This is a genomic window from Pseudomonas sp. AU12215 (assembly GCF_001675465.2).
GTDB lineage: Bacteria > Pseudomonadota > Gammaproteobacteria > Pseudomonadales > Pseudomonadaceae > Pseudomonas > Pseudomonas nitroreducens.
This window is the reverse complement of the sequence record NZ_MACM02000140.1, coordinates 119,890-135,179: the sequence shown is the minus strand read 5'-3', so window position 1 is coordinate 135,179 and position 15,290 is coordinate 119,890. Positions and strand designations below refer to the sequence as shown.

The 15,290-nt window shown below is 65.6% G+C and carries 16 protein-coding genes; 6 read left to right on the top strand and 10 right to left on the bottom strand.

Annotated features, from left to right (window positions below):
• The first annotated feature begins 71 nt into the window (after positions 1-71).
• Positions 72-473 (top strand): hypothetical protein, encoded by a 402-nt coding sequence (locus A9513_RS19825; RefSeq protein WP_024762049.1) that lies wholly within the window; start codon positions 72-74, stop codon positions 471-473.
• Between the two features lie 81 nt (positions 474-554).
• Here the strand turns inward: A9513_RS19825 and A9513_RS19820 are convergent, their stop codons facing one another.
• The 3 genes from A9513_RS19820 to A9513_RS19810 all read right to left on the bottom strand — a co-directional run bounded on the left by A9513_RS19820 (position 555) and on the right by A9513_RS19810 (position 5,057).
• Positions 555-1,961: an aminoacyl-tRNA deacylase and HDOD domain-containing protein gene (locus A9513_RS19820; RefSeq protein ID WP_065085356.1), complete on the bottom strand. Its 1,407-nt coding sequence runs from the start codon at positions 1,959-1,961 to the stop codon at positions 555-557.
• 91 nt (positions 1,962-2,052) lie between these two features.
• Positions 2,053-4,128 carry an ATP-dependent DNA helicase RecG gene (gene recG, locus A9513_RS19815; protein ID WP_065085355.1) on the bottom strand — a complete coding sequence of 692 codons (2,076 nt, stop codon included), beginning with the start codon at positions 4,126-4,128 and terminating at the stop codon, positions 2,053-2,055.
• On the bottom strand, positions 4,125-5,057 hold the full coding sequence (locus A9513_RS19810) for a hydrogen peroxide-inducible genes activator (protein ID WP_037016754.1): 933 nt from the start codon (positions 5,055-5,057) through the stop codon (positions 4,125-4,127). Before A9513_RS19810 ends, recG begins: the two co-directional genes overlap by 4 nt.
• A 95-nt stretch (positions 5,058-5,152) precedes the next feature.
• Here A9513_RS19810 and A9513_RS19805 point away from each other — a divergent pair, with 95 nt between their 5' ends.
• The 3 genes from A9513_RS19805 to A9513_RS19795 all read left to right on the top strand — a co-directional run bounded on the left by A9513_RS19805 (position 5,153) and on the right by A9513_RS19795 (position 7,512).
• Complete coding sequence (locus A9513_RS19805) at positions 5,153-6,022, top strand: NAD-dependent epimerase/dehydratase family protein (protein WP_024762052.1); 870 nt, start codon at positions 5,153-5,155, stop codon at positions 6,020-6,022.
• Positions 6,022-6,822: an AraC family transcriptional regulator gene (locus tag A9513_RS19800; RefSeq protein WP_037016750.1), complete on the top strand. Its 801-nt coding sequence runs from the start codon at positions 6,022-6,024 to the stop codon at positions 6,820-6,822. Before A9513_RS19805 ends, A9513_RS19800 begins: the two co-directional genes overlap by 1 nt.
• 66 nt (positions 6,823-6,888) lie before the next feature.
• Positions 6,889-7,512: a LysE family translocator gene (locus A9513_RS19795; protein WP_065085354.1), complete on the top strand. Its 624-nt coding sequence runs from the start codon at positions 6,889-6,891 to the stop codon at positions 7,510-7,512.
• Between the two features lie 25 nt (positions 7,513-7,537).
• On the opposite strand, the gene A9513_RS19790 is transcribed toward A9513_RS19795, so the two are convergent.
• The 6 genes from A9513_RS19790 to A9513_RS19765 form a co-directional block, all read right to left on the bottom strand.
• On the bottom strand, positions 7,538-8,272 hold the full coding sequence (locus A9513_RS19790) for a hypothetical protein (RefSeq protein WP_024762055.1): 735 nt from the start codon (positions 8,270-8,272) through the stop codon (positions 7,538-7,540).
• A 324-nt stretch (positions 8,273-8,596) separates the two neighbouring features.
• Positions 8,597-8,977, bottom strand: coding sequence for a RidA family protein (locus A9513_RS19785; RefSeq protein ID WP_024762056.1), 381 nt, complete (start codon positions 8,975-8,977; stop codon positions 8,597-8,599).
• 20 nt (positions 8,978-8,997) lie between these two features.
• The gene (spoT, locus tag A9513_RS19780; protein ID WP_024762057.1) at positions 8,998-11,106 is read right to left on the bottom strand and encodes a bifunctional GTP diphosphokinase/guanosine-3',5'-bis pyrophosphate 3'-pyrophosphohydrolase; all 2,109 of its coding nucleotides are present in this window, start codon (positions 11,104-11,106) and stop codon (positions 8,998-9,000) included.
• Between the two features lie 60 nt (positions 11,107-11,166).
• Positions 11,167-11,433, bottom strand: a complete 267-nt coding sequence (rpoZ, locus tag A9513_RS19775; RefSeq protein ID WP_024762058.1) for a DNA-directed RNA polymerase subunit omega — start codon at positions 11,431-11,433, stop codon at positions 11,167-11,169.
• 101 nt (positions 11,434-11,534) lie between these two features.
• Positions 11,535-12,146, bottom strand: a complete 612-nt coding sequence (gene gmk, locus A9513_RS19770; protein WP_024762059.1) for a guanylate kinase — start codon at positions 12,144-12,146, stop codon at positions 11,535-11,537.
• A 51-nt stretch (positions 12,147-12,197) separates the two neighbouring features.
• Positions 12,198-13,061 carry a YicC/YloC family endoribonuclease gene (locus tag A9513_RS19765; RefSeq protein ID WP_024762060.1) on the bottom strand — a complete coding sequence of 288 codons (864 nt, stop codon included), beginning with the start codon at positions 13,059-13,061 and terminating at the stop codon, positions 12,198-12,200.
• 166 nt (positions 13,062-13,227) lie between these two features.
• On the opposite strand from A9513_RS19765, the gene rph reads away from it, so the two are divergent.
• Positions 13,228-13,947 carry a ribonuclease PH gene (gene rph, locus A9513_RS19760; protein ID WP_015479557.1) on the top strand — a complete coding sequence of 240 codons (720 nt, stop codon included), beginning with the start codon at positions 13,228-13,230 and terminating at the stop codon, positions 13,945-13,947.
• Positions 13,948-13,982: 35 nt separating this feature from the next.
• On the top strand, positions 13,983-14,354 hold the full coding sequence (locus A9513_RS19755) for a DUF4870 domain-containing protein (protein WP_024762061.1): 372 nt from the start codon (positions 13,983-13,985) through the stop codon (positions 14,352-14,354).
• A gap of 76 nt (positions 14,355-14,430) precedes the next feature.
• On the opposite strand, the gene A9513_RS19750 is transcribed toward A9513_RS19755, so the two are convergent.
• The gene (locus tag A9513_RS19750; protein WP_037009721.1) at positions 14,431-15,210 is read right to left on the bottom strand and encodes an exodeoxyribonuclease III; all 780 of its coding nucleotides are present in this window, start codon (positions 15,208-15,210) and stop codon (positions 14,431-14,433) included.
• Positions 15,211-15,290 lie beyond the last annotated feature (80 nt).

Genomic DNA, 15,290 nt, shown 5'->3' with positions numbered 1-15,290 from the left:
AGACCGGATGTAGTCCGTTTTCAAACTGGCTACAATGCGCAGACTTTTGTCTCGAACGTCGAGGTTTGTGCATGAAATTCCGTCTTCTCCTGTGGATGCTCGGTCGCCTGATGGCCAAGGCCAGCCGCGAAAACCCGGCATTCCAGAAGCAGCTCGAAGGCAAGGACCTGGTGTTCCAGCTCCACACCCTCGATGGCAAGGTTGCCCGCCACTACATCGTCAAGGACCTCAAGGTCAGCGCCCGTCGCGGCACTCATCCGAGCCCGGCTTTTGCCCTGGGCTTCAAGGATGGCGCCTACGGCTTCGCCACCATGACTTCGAAGAATCCGCAACTGGCCTTCATGCAGGGCATCCAGAACAAGGACATTCAGATCCAGGGCAACCCCGGCCTGGTGATCTGGTTCCAGGGCCTGGTGAAGTACCTCAAGCCGAAGAAGAAAGCCGCGCCGGCCAGCGACAAGAAAGCCGCCTGAGGCGCCTTTCTACGGACATGAAAAAGGCCCCTGACGGGGCCTTTTGCATGTTGCATTGCGCCGGCTTCAGCGCCGATACATTCAATGCGCCGGATTGAACTGGCTGGCCAGCTCGCGCAGCACCGCTTCGGCGTCGAGGACCTTGCGTACAGCGTCCTCAGCCTTTTCACGCGGGATATCCAGGCGGTCCAGCAAGTCCTGCGGAATGTCGGTCTCCGGGCCGCTGCCGATGCCATGGTTGCGCAGCAGGCGGGTCGCCAGGCACACCAGGTTGGCGTAGGCCGAGTAATCGCCAGCGTAGGACGGGTCGTGCTGGAAGCGCAGCGCGGTGTAGATCTCTTCGGGCATGTCCCAGGTGCGCATCAGCCAGGCGCCGATCTGCTCGCGGGTGATGCCCAGCAGGTGCTGCTCGACGAGGTTGTGCTCGACGTGCGGGTTCACTTCCAGGTGCCGGCAGATCAGCGAGAAATGCGGCGGGAAGATGTGCGCCAGGACCAGGTAGCCGATGCTATGCAGCAGGCCGCCCAGGTAGGTCAGGCCGGCTTCCGGGCGCTCGGCGCGAGGCACTGCGCGGGTCAGCCCCTCGATCACCGCGGCGGTATAGATCGCCTGGTGCCAGTAGGGCGTGGCGTGTTGCGGCTGGTCCTTGGGCAGACTCAGGGTCTTGCCCAGGGCCAGGCCGAGGGCGAGGTTGATCACCAGGTCGAAGCCCAGCACGCGGACGATGGCGTCTTCCACCGAGCGGATCTTGCCGGGCGCGGCGTAGTAGGGCGAGGCCGCCCAGCTGACTACCTGCGCGGCCAGGGCCGGGTCGGTTTCCACCACGCCGGTGATGTCGTCCACCGTGGCATTGGGGTCGACACGCAGCTTGATGATCTTCTGCGCGGTTTCCGGCAGCGGCGGAATCTCGATGGTTTCCTCGAGACGCTGCTGGATGCGGCGGGCGGTGAACGCCTGCACGGCCTGGGTGATTTCCTTGCGGTCATCGTCCGGGCGGTCGAGGTTCGGTCGGATCGACTCCAGCGCCACGCCAAAGCGCGCCGCGCTGGCTTTTTCCAGCAGGCTGCGGAAGGACGCGGTGGGAATCTCCAGCAGCGTGCCCGGCGCGCCGGACTCGATCAGCAGCTGGGGTTCCTGCAGCAGGCGCTCGTCATACAGGCACGGCGAGCTGGTCAGCGGCGGCAGCGCCGGCAGGCGGCCGAGCTGGTGCTTGCCGAGCATGCGCTCCAGGCGATCGGGCTTGACCGCCACCAGCTTGCGTCCGGTGAGTTCGGCCAGGCGGTTGAGGTCCAGCAACTGGCTTTGCGGGAACAGCACCAGCAAGGTGCCGACGGCATCTTCCAGCAGGCTGGCCTGCACCCGGCGGGCGGCCGGAAGCGTGGTGGCATCGCAGACTTCGCGAGAGGCAATGCCTAGCTTGGCGAGCAGCTGCAGGATGACCTCTGGGGCCTGCGAGGAGTCGGATGGGGCGCGTGCGGCGTCGCTCATGAATGTGATCCGGTTATCAACGGCTGGGTCGGAGTATAACCACGCAGTCAGCGTGACCGAGCAGTCAACTGACCGATGAGAGTGAAATACATCACACTTGTCCGTATTGCTGTCCGTGTCGCAGCCAGCGTGCCAGCAATGGGCTGACCGATTGCGGCCAGTGTGCGAGTAAGGCTTGAGCGGCATCGCGTACGGCTGGCAGCAGGTCGGCGTCGCGCATCAGGTCGGCGACCTTGAATTGCAGCAGGCCGGTCTGGCGGGTGCCGAGCATTTCGCCGGGGCCGCGCAGCTCCAGGTCCTTTTCGGCGATGACGAAGCCATCGCAGGTCTCGCGCATGATCCCCAGGCGCTCGCGGCCGATCTGCGACAGCGGCGGGTGGTAGAGCAGCACGCAGTGGCTCGCCGCGCTGCCCCGGCCGACCCGGCCGCGCAGCTGGTGCAACTGGGCCAGGCCCAGCCGTTCGGGGTTCTCGATGATCATCAGGCTGGAGTTGGGCACGTCCACGCCGACCTCGATCACCGTGGTGGCGACCAGCAACTGCAGCAGGCCTTCCTTGAAGGCCTCCATGATCACGGCCTTGTCCGCCGGCTTCATGCGCCCGTGGATCAGGCCGACGCGCAGCTCACCCAGTGCCGAGGAGAGTTCCTCGTAGGTGGTCTCGGCGGCCTGGCAGGTCAGTTCTTCGGACTCTTCGATCAGCGTGCACACCCAGTAGGCCTGACGACCTTCAGCGCAGGCGGCGCGAACCCGCTCGATCACTTCGATGCGGCGGCTGTCGGCCACCAGCACGGTGTTCACCGGCGTGCGGCCGGGCGGCAGCTCGTCGAGGATCGAGGTGTCCAGGTCGGCGTAGGCGCTCATCGCCAGGGTTCGTGGGATCGGTGTGGCGGTCATGATCAGCTGGTGCGGGCAGAGCCGTCCGTCCACGCCTTTCTGGCGCAGGGCGAGGCGCTGCTGCACGCCGAAGCGGTGCTGCTCGTCGATGATCACCAGGGCCAGGCGCTTGAACTTCACTTCGTCCTGGAACAGCGCGTGGGTGCCGACGATCATCGGCGCGCCGCCGGCGATCTGCTCCAGCGCACTGGCGCGGGCCTTGCCCTTGAGCTTGCCGGCCAGCCAGGCGACTTCGATGCCCAGCGGCTGCAGCCACTTGGTGAAGTTGAGGAAGTGCTGCTCGGCAAGGATCTCGGTGGGCGCCATCAGCGCCACCTGGTAGCCGGCCTCCAGTGCTTGCAGGGCGGCGAGGGCGGCGACCACGGTCTTGCCAGCACCCACGTCGCCTTGTACCAGGCGCAGCATCGGCTCGGGCTGGGCGAGGTCGTAGGCGATCTCCGCACCGACTCGCTGCTGCGCGCCGGTGGGCTTGAAGCCGAGGTTCTTCAGGTACAGCGCCGGCAGTCGCTTGGCCGGTGGCAGCTGCGGCGCGGCCTGGGAGCGCACGCTCTCGCGCAGGCGTTGCAGCGACAGCTGGTGGGTCAGCAGTTCCTCGAAGGCCAGGCGGTGCTGCGCCCAGTGGCGGCCTTCGGCGAGCTCTTCCAGATCGGCGTCCGGCGGCGGCCGATGCAGGTAGCGGATGGCTTCGTCCAGCGGGCCCAGGCGGTAGTCGCGGGCCAGCTCCGCCGGCAGCCAGTCCGGCAGGCTCGACGGGCCGAGGCGCGCCAGGGTCTGCTCGCTCAGCTGGCGCAGACGCTGCTGGGTAAGGCCTTCGGTGGTCGGGTAGATCGGTGTCAGCGTCTGCTCCACCGGCGCCGCGACGGCGTCGGTGAGCGAGCGGTATTCGGGGTGGTAGATCTCCAGGCCCGATGCGCCGGGGCGCGCCTCGCCGTAGCAGCGCAGGTGCGTGCCGCGCTTGAGGTTTTCCTTCTGCGCCTGGCTGAAGTGATAGAAGCGCAGGCTCAGCGTGCCGGTGCCGTCCTGCAGGCGCACCAATAAACTGCGACGCTTGCCCATCACCACGTCGGCGCCGGAGACCACGCCTTCGACCACCGCATCCTGCCCCGGGCGCAGCGCGCCGATGGGCGTGATGCGGGTGCGGTCCTGGTAGCGCAGCGGCAGGTGGAAGAGGATGTCCTGGAGGTTCTCCAGGCCGACCTTCGCCAGCTTCTCCTCCAGCGCGGCGCCTACGCCCTTGAGCGCGGTGACCGGGACGTTAGACAGATCGGTCATGCCGGCTCGGCTTCACCCTTGACGGTCGGCTTGGCGACCGAACAGAGGCGGATCGAGTCGGCCAGCACCTCTATCGCTCGCGGCCGCGGGAAGCTGGCGCGCCAGGCGATGGCGACGGTACGGAAGGGCACTGGCGCGCTGAACGGACGCACTTCCAGCACGCCCGGCGCGTAGTGGTGGCTGTCCACGGCGGAGAACGGCAGCACCGACACGCCCAGGCCGGAGGCGACCATGTGGCGGATGGTTTCCAGCGAGCTGGATTCCACCGTGGTGTGCTTGTTCTCGCTGCCCTTGTGGGTCGTCGGGCAGGCTTCGAGCACCTGGTCGCGGAAGCAGTGGCCTTCGCCGAGCAGCAGCAGGCTCTTGTCGTTGAGCAGCTCCGGGTCGATGGTCTTCTTCGCGGTCCATTGGTGGTCCGCCGGCATCAGCACGTAGAAGGGCTCGTCGAACAGCTGCAGGGTCAGCACGTCGGCTTCCTGGAACGGCAGGGCGATGATGATCGCGTCCAGCTCGCCGGTGCGCAGCTTGTCGCGCAGGATGTGGGTGAAGTTTTCCTCGATGTACAGCGGCATCTGCGGAGCGACCCGATGCAGCTGCGGGATCAGGTGCGGGAACAGGTACGGGCCGATGGTGTAGATGGCGCCGACCTTGAGCGGCGAGGTCAACTGGTTCTTGCCGGCCTGGGCCAGTTCGCGGATGCCCTGGGCCTGTTCCAGCACCTTCTGCGCCTGCGCCACGATGCCTTCGCCGACCGGGGTCAGGCGCACCGCACTCTTGCTGCGCTCGAAGATCAGCACGCCGAGCTCGTCTTCCAGCTTCTTCACGCCCACCGACAGGGTCGGCTGGCTGACATGGCAGCGCTCCGCGGCGCGGCCGAAGTGTTGCTCCTGGGCAAGCGTGACGATGTAGCGCAGTTCGGTCAGGGTCATGGCGACTAAATCCGTTGAGGTGGCCCAAGCATAGCGGCTGCACCGCCGCGAACCAACCGCGCTAAACTGCCGAGCTTTGATTCGCGGAGCCAAGCATGAGCAAGAGCACCTTCCCGAGCCTGATGATCGTCGGTTGCGGCGATGTCGGCAGCCGCCTGGGGCGTCAACTGGCCGCGCAGGACTGGCGCGTCCATGGCCTGCGTCGCAACGTCGCCGCGCTGCCGCTGGAAGTGCTGCCGGTGGCAGGTGACCTGGCCCAGCTCGAATGCCCCGATACCTGGCCGGTCGGCAGCCTGGATTACCTGGTGTACTGCGCCGCCGCGACCCAGCATGACGAGGCTGGTTATCGTGCCGCCTATGTCGAAGGCCTGCGCAATACCCTCGGTTGGCTCAAGCAGCGCGGGCAGACGCCCAAGCGCCTGCTGTTCGTTTCCAGCAGCGGCGTGTATGCCCAGCGCAATGGCGAGTGGATCGACGAGACCTCGCCGGCCGAGGCCGAAAGCTATTCCGGCAGCGTGATGCTCGAAGCCGAGCAGGTGGCGCTGCAGAGCGGCATTCCCGCCAGCGTCGTGCGTCTCACCGGCATCTACGGCCCCGGCCGCGAGTGGCTGCTCAAGCAGGTGCGCGAGGGCTACCGCGTAGCCAGCGAGCCGCCGCTGTACGCCAACCGCATTCACGCCGAGGACTGTGCCGGCCTGCTGGCGCATCTGCTGGAGGCCGATCGCCAAGGTGTTGCGCTGGAAGACTGCTACCTCGGCGTCGACAACGACCCCGCTGCATTGCATGACGTGGTCGCCTGGCTGCGCTCGCACCTTGGCGTGACCCACTGGGCCGACGAGCAGACCGTGCGCCGCGCCGGCAGCAAGCGCTGCAGCAATGCTCGCGCCCGTGCGCTGGGCTGGGAGCCGCGTTACCCGAGCTTCCGCGAAGGCTACGCGGCGATTCTCGCGGGCAAGCAGGACTGATGGACGCCAACCGGCTGCTGGTGCGCCCCTGGTTGCCGGGGGTGGAGTTGTTCCACGCGGACTTCTCCGGCCAGCCGTTCGGGCGTCATAGCCACGATGCCTTCGCCATCGGCGCCATCCTGCACGGCGCTGGCGGCTACCAGTGCCGTGGCGCGCACCACGTGCTGCCGGCCGGCACCCTGTCGCTGATGAACCCGGAGGAGCCACATACCGGCAATGCCGAGTCCGAGCGTCTGGTCTACCGCATGCTCTACATCGAGGAGTCGCGCCTGCTCCCGCTGCTGGGCCGCAAGCAGTTGCCGCGCGGCTTCCAGGCGCTCAATCCGAACGATGACGGGCAGGTGGCGGAAGCGCTGCGGCGTGTGGCCAGCGAGTTCGAACGCAACGATGCGCTGGCGCTGGAAAGCGAACTGCTGGCGCTGCTGGAGTTGGTGTTCGTCCGCCACGGTGGCATGCGCCCGACGGCCTCGGCCGCGCGCGATGGCAGTGCCACCACAAAGCTGCGGGATTATCTGGAGGCGCATTACCGCGAGGCAGTCAGCCTCGAAGAACTCGCCACGCTGTTGCAGCGCCATCCGCGCCACCTGATCGAAGCCTTCCGCAACGCCTACGGCGTGCCGCCGCATACCTATCTGCTGCAGCGACGCATCCGCGAGGCCAAGCGCCTGCTGGTGGCTGGCGAGAAGCCGCTGGATGTCGCGCTCACCCTGGGCTTCTACGACCAGGCGCATTTTTCCGGCACCTTCCGCCGCTTCACTGGCGTCACTCCCGGACGTTTCCTGCGCGCCACGCGCACCTGAGTTTCTTCCAAGACTCCACGAGGTCGGTCCTTTCAGACTGCGCGACGCCGCATTCGGGAGATCGCCATGTTCGCCGCCTTCGCGCTGGTTGCCAGCACTCACTTCGCCGCCCTGCTGTCGCCGGGGCCGGATTTCTTCCTGCTGATTCGCGCTGCGCTTTTGCGCGGCAGGCGCCATGCAGACGGCTGCGCAGCGGGCATCTCCCTGGCCAATCTGGCCAGCATGCTGCTGGTGTTGTTCGTCCTCGGCCTGCTGCCGGAGGTGGCGAGCCATGGGCTGCGCGTCGTGCAATTGCTGGGAGGTGGCTATTTCGTCTGGCTCGGTACGCAGGCTCTGCTGGCGCGGCGGAAGCTGGAGATTCCCACAGCCGGCGGCAACCACAAGGCGGGCGGCTTCCTGCGGGGAGTGCGCGAGGGGTTCCTGGCCAGCAGCCTGAATCCCAAGCTGCCGATCTTCTATGCCGGGCTGTTCGGCGTACTCGGGCAGTTCCACCTGCCCGCCTGGGCACTGGGGGCCTGCGTGCTGTGGATGGGCGCGGTGGTACTGCTGTGGGACATGGCGCTGGTGCGCCTGCTGGATCGCCCGCGCTGGCGCGGCTGGCTGAAGCGTCGGGTGACGGCGCTGGACATGATCTGCGGGGGATTGCTGCTGGCGCTGGGCGGCTGGCTGCTGTGGAGCGGGCTGCGCTGATGCTGTCAGCCCGTCCGCTTGCGGATCAGTCGCGCTCCAGGGTCCAGACCTTGTTGCCCGGCGCGTAGCTGGGCATTTCATCGGCCTGGGCGCGATTTACCGCCTCGAACAGCTCCAGCTTGTCGCCGTCACGCTCGAACAGATACTCGCGGCCTTGCTGGCCCTGTTGCAGCCAGATGCTGTCGTTGTCGCCGCTCATGGCCGCGCAGTCGCCGGCCAGGCACAGCGCGTAGCGGTCGAAGCCCGGCATGCCTTCGAGGCTGCCGTTGGAGAGGAACTTGACCTTGCTGCCCTTGCCTTCGCCTTCCTCGATGATCCAGGTGCCGTTGAGGTAGGCCGCATACAGGGCGTTCTCGAAGGTGCTGCCGGCCGATGCCTGCGTCGCGGGCTGCTCCTTGGGACGCAGGAAGCGCTGTTCGGGCCAGTTGTCGCTGCCTACCTGCACCAGTTCCTTGCCGTCCAGCTCCAGGGATTCCTGGTTGCTGCCGTAGAACTCCACGCGGTAGTGCTTGGGATCGGTCTGGGTAAGCTGCCCTTCGCCCAGCTCGAAGCCGTTGCTGAAGGTCGCCTGGCTGGCCTTGGTGTCCAGCTTCCATTCCAGGTTCGGGCCGTAGGCCAGCAGCGCCTCGCGCAGCTTGCCACCTTTGCCGGCAGCATCGATGGCGGCCTGGTTGACCCAGACGCCGGAAGGGTCGGACGGGGTGCCGGCGCAGCCAGTAAGCAGGCCGATCAGAGCGCTCAGGATCAGGGCGCGACGCATGTTTGCTCCTTGCAGACAAAGGAACGGGGAAAGGGTCTGATGACGTTTCGTCGTGAACCGCGTTGCCGCGTCAAATCACGCCAGGCTAGACGCGGGGCGACGGTAATGGCGCTCCCTTACCTAGCCCCGCAACGACGCATGGCGTGATTTGACGCGCAACCCGAAGGAGCGGGCCGCATTTTGCGCAGCGCTTCGTTACTCATCGTTCATTTGGAGTGACCAAACCACACGATTCGCGCCTCACCCTGCGCAAAATGCGGCTCCGTCGCGGCCACGTCGAAACGACATCAGACCCTCCGGGGCCCCGTAGGTGTTTCGTAGCGCTTATTCCAGGACGACGATGGCGTCCATCTCGACCTGCGCGCCCTTGGGCAGTGCGGCGACGCCAATGGCGGCACGGGCCGGGTAGGGCTGGGTGAAGTACTTGCCCATGATCTCGTTGACCTTGGCGAAGTGCGAGAGGTCGGTGAGGAAGATGTTCAGCTTGGCGACGTCGTGCAGGTAGCCGCCGGAAGCCTCGATGACGGCTTTCAGGTTCTCGAAGACCTGGACGGTCTGCTCTTCGAAGCCCTCGACCAGTTCCATGGTTTTCGGGTCCAGCGGGATCTGACCGGAGACATAGACGGTGTTGCCGGCCTTGATCGCCTGGGAGTAGGTACCGATGGCGGCCGGAGCTTTGTCGGTGTGGATAACGGTCTTGGTCATGTCGACTCCTTAGGGTGGGATCAGCTGCGCATGCGGGTGATGCGGATCACGCCCTTGAGCGCGCGCAGCTTCTTGATGACGCGGGCCAGGTGCACACGGTCATGCACGCTGACGACGAGCTGGACCACGCTGATGCGGCCGTCGCGCTCGTCCATGCTGATCTTCTCGATGTTGCCGTCGGCGGCGTTGACGCTGGTCGCCAGCAGGGCGATCAGGCCGCGCTGGTGTTCCAGTTCGACGCGCAATTCGACGTTGAATTCGCCGGTGACATCCTTGGCCCAGCTGAGCTGGATGCATTTTTCCGGGTTGTGGCGAATCTCGCTGATGTTCCGGCAGTTCTCCAGGTGCACGACCATGCCCTTGCCGGCGGACAGGTGGCCGACGATCGGGTCTCCCGGGATCGGCGTGCAGCACTTGGCGTAGCTGAGCACCAGGCCCTCGGTGCCGCGAATCGCCAGCGGACCTTCGGCGCTGGGCGCTTCCTCGCCTTCGCTGGACAGCAGGCGGCGCGCGACCACGTAGGCCATGCGGTTGCCCAGGCCAATCTCTTCGAGCAGGTCCTCGAAGACTTCCATGCGGTATTCGCTGAGCACACCCTGGATGCGTTCCTGCGGAATCTTCTCCAGGTGGCTGTCGAAGCCGGCCAGGGTCTTGTTCAGCAGGCGCTCGCCGAGGTTGATCGACTCGGAGCGGCGCTGCAGCTTGAGCGCGTGGCGAATGTGCGTGCGCGCCTTGCCGGTGACCACGAAGTTGAGCCAGGCCGGGTTCGGCCGGGTGCCCGGCGCGGTGACGATTTCCACCGTCGCGCCGCTCTGCAGCGGTTCGGACAGCGGCGCCAGGCGGCGGTTGATACGGCAGGCGATGCAGCTGTTGCCGACGTCGGTGTGCACCGCGTAGGCGAAGTCGACCGCCGTGGAGCCCTTGGGCAACTCCATGATGCGGCCCTTGGGCGTGAAGACGTAGACCTCGTCCGGGAACAGGTCGATCTTCACGTTCTCGATGAATTCCAGCGAGTTGCCCGCGCGCTGCTGCAGTTCGAGGATGCCCTTCACCCACTGGCGGGCGCGGGCGTGGGTGCCCTTCTGGGCTTCCTCTTCGCTGGACTTGTACAACCAGTGCGCGGCGATCCCGTGGTTGGCCATCTCTTCCATCTCGCGGGTGCGGATCTGGATCTCGATGGGCACGCCGTGCATGCCGAACAGCGTGGTGTGCAACGACTGGTAGCCGTTGGCCTTGGGAATCGCGATGTAGTCCTTGAAGCGACCGGGGAACGGCTTGTACAGGTTGTGCACGGCGCCGAGCACGCGGTAGCAGGTGTCGACCTTGTCGACGATGACGCGGAAGGCGTAGACGTCCATGATCTCGTTGAACGCCTTGCGCTTGCCGCGCATCTTCTTGTAGATGCTGAACAGGTGCTTCTCGCGGCCCAGGACCTGGCCTTCCATGCCTTCGCGGGCGAGGCAGTTGACCAGCGATTCCTGGATCTTGCCGACGATCTCGCGGCGGTTGCCGCGGGCTTTCTTCACCGCCTGGCGGATGCGCTCGGAGCGCATCGGGTGCATGGCCTTGAAGCCCAGGTCCTCGAACTCCACGCGCATGCTGTGCATGCCCAGCCGGTTGGCGATGGGCGCGTAGATTTCCAGGGTTTCCTTGGCGATGCGCCGGCGTTTCTCGCCCGACAGCACTTCCAGCGTGCGCATGTTGTGCAGGCGGTCGGCCAGCTTCACCAGGATCACGCGGATGTCGCGTGCCATGGCCATGGCCATCTTCTGGAAGTTCTCGGCCTGCGCCTCGGCCTTGGACTCGAAGTTCATCTGGGTCAGCTTGCTGACCCCGTCCACCAGTTCCGAGACGGTCTCGCCGAACTGCGCGGTGAGCGCTTCCTTGGCGATGCCGGTGTCCTCGATCACGTCGTGCAGCATGGCCGCCATCAGGCTCTGATGGTCCATGTGCATGTCGGCGAGGATGTTGGCGACGGCGAGCGGGTGCGTGACGTAGGCTTCGCCGCTGCGGCGGCGCTGCCCGTCATGGGCCTGCTCGGCGTAGTAGTAGGCGCGGCGGACCAGGTTGACCTGATCCGGGCCCAGATAGCTCGATAGCCGGTCGGCGAAGGCATCTATGCTCGGCATGGGTTCACCCCCTGCCGAGCAGTGCGTCGTGGCGCGCCGATTCGTCGGCCGGACATCGACTTACAGGGCCTCGTTGTTGGCCTCGTCTTCAAAAGCAGCGAACAGCGGCTCTTCTTCAACCACGTCCTCCTGCTGAACGATGTCAGCATCCACCAGGCCCGAGGCGATTTCGCGCAGGGCGACAACGGTGGGCTTGTCGTTTTCCCACGGTACCTTGGGCTCCTTGCCGCCGGTAGCCAGCTGGCGCGAACGCTTGGTGGCGAGCATGACCAGCTCGAAACGGTTATCGACGTTGTCCAGGCAGTCTTCAACGGTGACGCGGGCCATGGTGTTCCTCATTACGCAAATGGAGACCCGGAGAATTACCGGGCGGACTGGATAGTCTAAAAAATCGCCAATCTTTATGGAAGTGCCTTTGCTCGCCCGATTCAGGCCAGCAGGCGCTGCAGCAGCTCGGTATGGCGTTGCTGCTGGGCATCCTGGCGCAGCTGGCGGGCGCGGAAGATTGCCTTGAGGTCTTCCAGCGCGTGGGCGAAATCGTCGTTGATCACCAGGTGATCGTACTCCACATAGTGGCTCATTTCGCTGACGGCTTCCTGCATGCGCCGCTCGATGACCTCGTCGCTGTCCTGGCCGCGGTTGGTCAGGCGCTGGCGCAGGGCTTCCTGGGTCGGCGGCAGGATGAAGATCGACTGCGCCTGGGGCATCAGCCGGCGCACCTGCTGCGCGCCCTGCCAGTCGATCTCCAGGATCAGGTCGTTGCCCTCGGCCAGGGTCTTTTCCACCCAGCGCTGGGAGGTGCCGTAGAGATTGTCGAAGACCTGCGCGTGCTCGAGAAACTCGTTGCGTTCGAGCATGGCCTTGAAAGTGTCATGACCGACGAAGTGGTAGTTCACCCCGTCCACCTCGCCCGGGCGCATGCCGCGGGTGGTGTGGGAAACGGAAACGCGCACGCTGGGCATGGTGTCGAGCAGGGCCTTGACCAGGCTGGTCTTGCCGGCGCCCGACGGCGCGGAAACGATGTACAGGGTGCCGGACATGGCGCTTTCCTGGAGTAACGGTTGACTGAATGGAAGCCGGAGGCGTCCGGCTTACTCGATATTCTGGACCTGCTCGCGCATCTGCTCGATCAGGACCTTGAGGTTGACCGCTGCCTGGGTCGAGCGTGGATCGAAAGCCTTCGAACCCAGCGTGTTGGCCTCGCGGTTGAGTTCCTGCATCAGGAAGTCCAGGCGGCGGCCGGCAGCGCCGCCGGCCTTGAGCACGCGGCGCACTTCGGTGATGTGGGTGGTCAGGCGGTCGAGCTCTTCGGCGACGTCGCTCTTCTGCGCCAGCAGGACCATTTCCTGCTCCAGGCGCTGCGGGTCGAGCTCGGCCTTCATCTCGTTGAAGCGGTCGAGGATCTTCTGGCGCTGGTTGGCGAGCATCTGCGGCACCAGCTCGCGCAGGTTCACCACTTCTTCCTGCATGGCGCTCAGGCGTTCGTCGATGATCTTCGCCAGGTCCGCGCCTTCGCGGGCGCGGCCGGCCTTGAGCTCGTCCAGGGCCTGGTTGAAGGCGGCCAGGGCGCTGGCATTGAGCGCCTGCGGATCGGCGGCATCGCCCACCAGCACTCCCGGCCAGGCCAGCACGGCCAGCGGGTCGAGCGGGGCGGGCTGCTGGATCAGGCCGGCGACGGTCTCGGCGGCGGCGACCAGTTGCGCGGCGCGTTCGCGGTCGACCTGCAGCGGCTTGCCGGCGTTCTCCTCGTTGAAGCGCAGGGTGCATTCCACCTTGCCGCGCGACAGGCCCTGGCGCAGCGCCTCGCGCACCGCGCCTTCGAGGTCGCGGAAGGCTTCGGGCAGACGCAGGTTGGGCTCGAGGTAGCGATGGTTGACCGAGCGCAGCTCCCAACTGAGGGTTCCATGGGTGCCGGCGCGCTCGACGCGGGCGAAGGCGGTCATGCTGTGGACCATGGAATTACCTCGCTTGAAGACTGTGGGAAACGGCCGACAGGTCGTCGGAAACCGGCAATTGTAACCCAGCCTGGCGCGCCACCGCACACCGGCGGTGGTTGCGGCCGTCCGCTGGCCTCTATAATGGCCGACATTCCCCCGCCAGCAATCTGTACAGGATGCCTCCATGAACCGTCCCAGTGGCCGCGCCGCCGACCAACTGCGCCCGATCCGTATCACCCGCCATTACACCAAGCACGCCGAGGGTTCCGTGCTGGTCGAGTTCGGCGACACCAAGGTGATCTGCACCGTCAGCGCCGAATCCGGTGTGCCGCGCTTCCTCAAGGGCCAGGGCCAGGGCTGGCTGACCGCCGAGTACGGCATGCTGCCGCGCTCCACCGGCGAGCGTAACCAGCGTGAAGCCGCACGCGGCAAGCAGGGTGGTCGCACCCTGGAGATCCAGCGCCTGATCGGCCGCTCCCTGCGCGCCGCGCTGGACCTGAGCAAGCTGGGCGAGAACACCCTGTACATCGATTGCGATGTGATCCAGGCCGACGGTGGCACCCGCACTGCGTCCATCACCGGCGCGACCGTGGCGTTGATCGATGCGCTGGCCGTGCTGAAGAAGCGTGGTGCGCTCAAAGGCAACCCGCTCAAGCAGATGGTCGCTGCCGTTTCCGTGGGCATGTACCAGGGCGAGCCGGTGCTGGACCTGGACTACCTGGAGGATTCCGCCGCCGAGACCGACCTGAACGTGGTCATGACCGATGCCGGCGGCTTCATCGAGGTCCAGGGCACCGCCGAGGGTGCGCCCTTCCAGCCGGCCGAGCTGAATGCCATGCTGGAGCTGGCGCAGCAGGGCCTGCGCGAACTGTTCGAACTGCAGCGCGCCGCGCTGGCGGACTGATCCGCACTCGATACCCAACGGCAAGGAGCGAAAGGATGAGCGACGAAGTACCGGTACAGCAGGTTCAACCGAGCCAGGAAGCCCGCCAGTGGGCGATGTTCTGCCACTTCGCCGCCTTTCTCGGCTTCATCTTTCCCTTCGGCAACCTGCTCGGGCCGCTGATCGTCTGGCAGATCAAGCGTGAATCGGACCCGTTCGTGGACCGCCAGGGCAAAGAGGCGCTGAACTTCCAGATCACCGTGAGCCTCGCGGTGATGGTCAGCTTCCTGCTGATGCTGGTGGTGATCGGCTTCTTCCTGCTGGGGCTGGTGAGTATCGGCGCGCTGGTGCTCACCATCATCGCCGGGATCAAGGCCAACGAAGGGCTGGATTATCGCTATCCCTTCACCTGGCGCCCGATCAAGTAGGGGCTGAACTCCAGGCACGAAAAAGCCGGCTCGAAGCCGGCTTTTTTCTGTCCGCCTCTCGGCGGCACGACGGGGCTCAGATGCTCAGGGTCCAGTCGTAGTCCACGATCAGCGGCGCATGCTGGGAGAAACGCGGCTGGCGCGGCAGCTTGGCGCCGCGCACGAAGCGGCGCAGCCCCGGCGTGAGGATCTGGTAGTCGAAGCGCCAGCCCAGGTTGAGCAGCTCGGCCTGTTCGCTTTCCGGCCACCAGCTGTACTGGTCGCCTTCGCGGTTGACCTCGCGCAGGGCGTCGACGTAGCCCATGGTGCCGAAGATCTCATCCATCCAGCCACGCTCCGGCGCCATGAAGCCGGGCGATTGCTGGCATTCGCGCCAGTTCTTCACGTCCAGCTTCTGGTGCGCGACGTAGAGCGAGCCGCAATAGATGTATTCGCGGCGCTTGCGGCGCTGCTTGTTCATGTACTGGGCGAAATCGTCCATGAACTTGAACTTGTGGTTCAGGTTCTCGTCCCCTTCCTGCCCGGTAGGCAGCAGGAGAGTGGCGATACTCACCTTATCGAAATCGGCTTGCAGGTAGCGCCCGTAACGATCGGCCATCTCGAAACCCAGGCCGCTTATGACAGCCTTGGGTTGCAGACGACTATAGATTGCGACGCCACCCTGACTGGGCACTTCGGCATCGCAGGCGTACAGGAAGTAGCCATCCAGTTGGTAGGACGGGTCATCCAGATCGAAAGCGGAGGCGCGGGTATCCTGCAAGCAGATCACGTCGGCATTCTGGGCTTGCAGCCAACTGAGCAAACCACGCTCGGCTGCAGCCTGAATACCATTCACGTTCACACTGATGATCCGCATAAATGGCCCCCAAAATCACGTGTGTGTATGATACCCGAGCTCAAACGGTTTAGCTAAATTCATACCGGCCGGTTCTCTCC

Excerpts from the sequence above, each read along its gene's own strand:
- A9513_RS19825 (WP_024762049.1), top strand. The coding sequence starts at position 72 with ATGAAATTCCGTCTTCTCCTGTGGATGCTCGGTCGCCTGATGGCCAAG.
- rph (WP_015479557.1), top strand. The coding sequence starts at position 13,228 with ATGAACCGTCCCAGTGGCCGCGCCGCCGACCAACTGCGCCCGATCCGT.
- A9513_RS19795 (WP_065085354.1), top strand. The coding sequence starts at position 6,889 with ATGTTCGCCGCCTTCGCGCTGGTTGCCAGCACTCACTTCGCCGCCCTG.
- A9513_RS19755 (WP_024762061.1), top strand. The coding sequence starts at position 13,983 with ATGAGCGACGAAGTACCGGTACAGCAGGTTCAACCGAGCCAGGAAGCC.
- A9513_RS19805 (WP_024762052.1), top strand. The coding sequence starts at position 5,153 with ATGAGCAAGAGCACCTTCCCGAGCCTGATGATCGTCGGTTGCGGCGAT.
- A9513_RS19765 (WP_024762060.1), bottom strand. The coding sequence starts at position 13,061 with ATGGTCCACAGCATGACCGCCTTCGCCCGCGTCGAGCGCGCCGGCACC.
- spoT (WP_024762057.1), bottom strand. The coding sequence starts at position 11,106 with ATGCCGAGCATAGATGCCTTCGCCGACCGGCTATCGAGCTATCTGGGC.
- recG (WP_065085355.1), bottom strand. The coding sequence starts at position 4,128 with ATGACCGATCTGTCTAACGTCCCGGTCACCGCGCTCAAGGGCGTAGGC.
- A9513_RS19810 (WP_037016754.1), bottom strand. The coding sequence starts at position 5,057 with ATGACCCTGACCGAACTGCGCTACATCGTCACGCTTGCCCAGGAGCAA.
- A9513_RS19820 (WP_065085356.1), bottom strand. The coding sequence starts at position 1,961 with ATGAGCGACGCCGCACGCGCCCCATCCGACTCCTCGCAGGCCCCAGAG.
- gmk (WP_024762059.1), bottom strand. The coding sequence starts at position 12,146 with ATGTCCGGCACCCTGTACATCGTTTCCGCGCCGTCGGGCGCCGGCAAG.
- A9513_RS19750 (WP_037009721.1), bottom strand. The coding sequence starts at position 15,210 with ATGCGGATCATCAGTGTGAACGTGAATGGTATTCAGGCTGCAGCCGAG.
- A9513_RS19785 (WP_024762056.1), bottom strand. The coding sequence starts at position 8,977 with ATGACCAAGACCGTTATCCACACCGACAAAGCTCCGGCCGCCATCGGT.
- rpoZ (WP_024762058.1), bottom strand. The coding sequence starts at position 11,433 with ATGGCCCGCGTCACCGTTGAAGACTGCCTGGACAACGTCGATAACCGT.
- A9513_RS19790 (WP_024762055.1), bottom strand. The coding sequence starts at position 8,272 with ATGCGTCGCGCCCTGATCCTGAGCGCTCTGATCGGCCTGCTTACTGGC.
- A9513_RS19800 (WP_037016750.1), top strand. The coding sequence starts at position 6,022 with ATGGACGCCAACCGGCTGCTGGTGCGCCCCTGGTTGCCGGGGGTGGAG.